Annotated in this window: 2 protein-coding genes; both read left to right on the top strand. The window is 61.3% G+C overall.

From position 1 onward, the window contains the following. Positions 1-373: 373 nt before the first annotated feature. Positions 374-1,093, top strand: coding sequence for a glycoside hydrolase family 16 protein (locus FV226_RS27515; protein WP_147765404.1), 720 nt, complete (start codon positions 374-376; stop codon positions 1,091-1,093). 48 nt (positions 1,094-1,141) lie between these two features. Further along, a partial coding sequence (locus tag FV226_RS27520) for a transposase (RefSeq protein WP_147765405.1) occupies positions 1,142-1,409 on the top strand: 268 nt, incomplete at its 3' end.

The following is a 1,409-nucleotide window of genomic DNA, read 5'->3' on the forward strand; positions in this document are numbered from 1 at the left end:
GACACGCGCGCGCAGATCGACGGATAGAGCTGATGCCATGCGGCTCTCCTGCAAAAGCCGCCAAGAGAATCACATCACGCTCCGAGTGGTAAACCCTATTGATTCAGCCTGATCGGATGCCGCTCTAGCGCGAAAGCTCGGAGGCCGCGCTGAGCATCTGAGCGGCCGCCGTGCCAGTCGGGATCGTGGAGAACGTGAGAAGGGATCGACCGCAGATCAACAGCAAGGGCATCACTGAACAGGGCGTGCCATTCCAGAAACGGCATACGCTACGTACTGCAACCCTGGAACGCATAACTGAGAGTTATATTCTACCTGGAGTTGTGCAGCAGTAGCTGAGTTCTTTCAGCTCCAGGGATAGGCGGCCATCCCTATGGCGATCGACCCGAACAACCTGTCGCAGACCGCGACGTTGACCTTCGCCGAGGAGTTCGACGCCTTCGATACCTGGAATGGCACGACAGGTCTCGACACGGTTGGAGCACCGCAATGGTCGACCAAGATCCGCGCGACCGGGACGATGCCATACAACGACGAGTCGCAATACTACGTCGCAGGAGCCGACGGGGCGGCTGGTGCCGGCAACAGTTTGCCGAACCCGTTCCACGTTGCCGACGGTGCGCTGACGATCTTCGCCGCGCCGGCCGCCCCCGACATCCAGGGATCGCTGGAGGGACAGGCCTACACGTCCGGGATGATCAACACCTATCACGAGTTCAGCCAGACCTACGGCTACTTCGAAATGCGCGCAGAACTCCCGGCCGGTCATGGCCTATGGCCGGCTTTCTGGATGCTGCCGGAGGACGGGAGCTGGCCGCCGGAACTCGACGTGATGGAGATGATCGGCAGTGAGCCGACCACCCTGCGCAACACGGTCCACAGTCAGGTCTCCGGTGACCAGAAGGTCGATGCAACGCATTACCTGAATGAAGCCAACGTCACCGTCTCGGACATGACGTCGGGCTTCCACACCTACGGCGTTGATTGGGAACCCGACACCATCACTTGGTACTACGACGGGCAGCCGACCTTTCAGGCTGCTACGCCGGCCGATCTCGACAAGCCGATGTACCTAGGGCCTGTCGTCGCCTGAACAGATTGGCTGGGCTTGCGTTTTCGTCTCTCTGATGGAGGAGGGACGATGCTGAGCGACGCGCAATGGGCTGATCTGGAGCCCCTGGTTGAAGCCTGCCGGCCCAAGGCCAAAACGCCTCCTCAGGATCTGCAGCGCACGCTCTCGGCCATCCTTTGGCGGCATCAGAACGGAGCCAAATGGCGAGCCATTCCCGAGGAATTGGGACCCTGGTGGCGGGCTGCCCAGATCTTCATCCGCTGGTCGCGTGCCGGCGTCTGGGAGCGGCTTCTTCACCTCGTGCGGGAGCGCGGTGTCCAACTCGGTATGGTGTTCC

Origin of the sequence: Methylobacterium sp. WL12, from assembly GCF_008039475.1 — a bacterium.
Lineage (GTDB): Bacteria > Pseudomonadota > Alphaproteobacteria > Rhizobiales > Beijerinckiaceae > Methylobacterium > Methylobacterium cerastii.

Coding starts and splice junctions, on each gene's coding strand:
- FV226_RS27515 (WP_147765404.1), top strand. CDS start 374: ATGGCGATCGACCCGAACAACCTGTCGCAGACCGCGACGTTGACCTTC.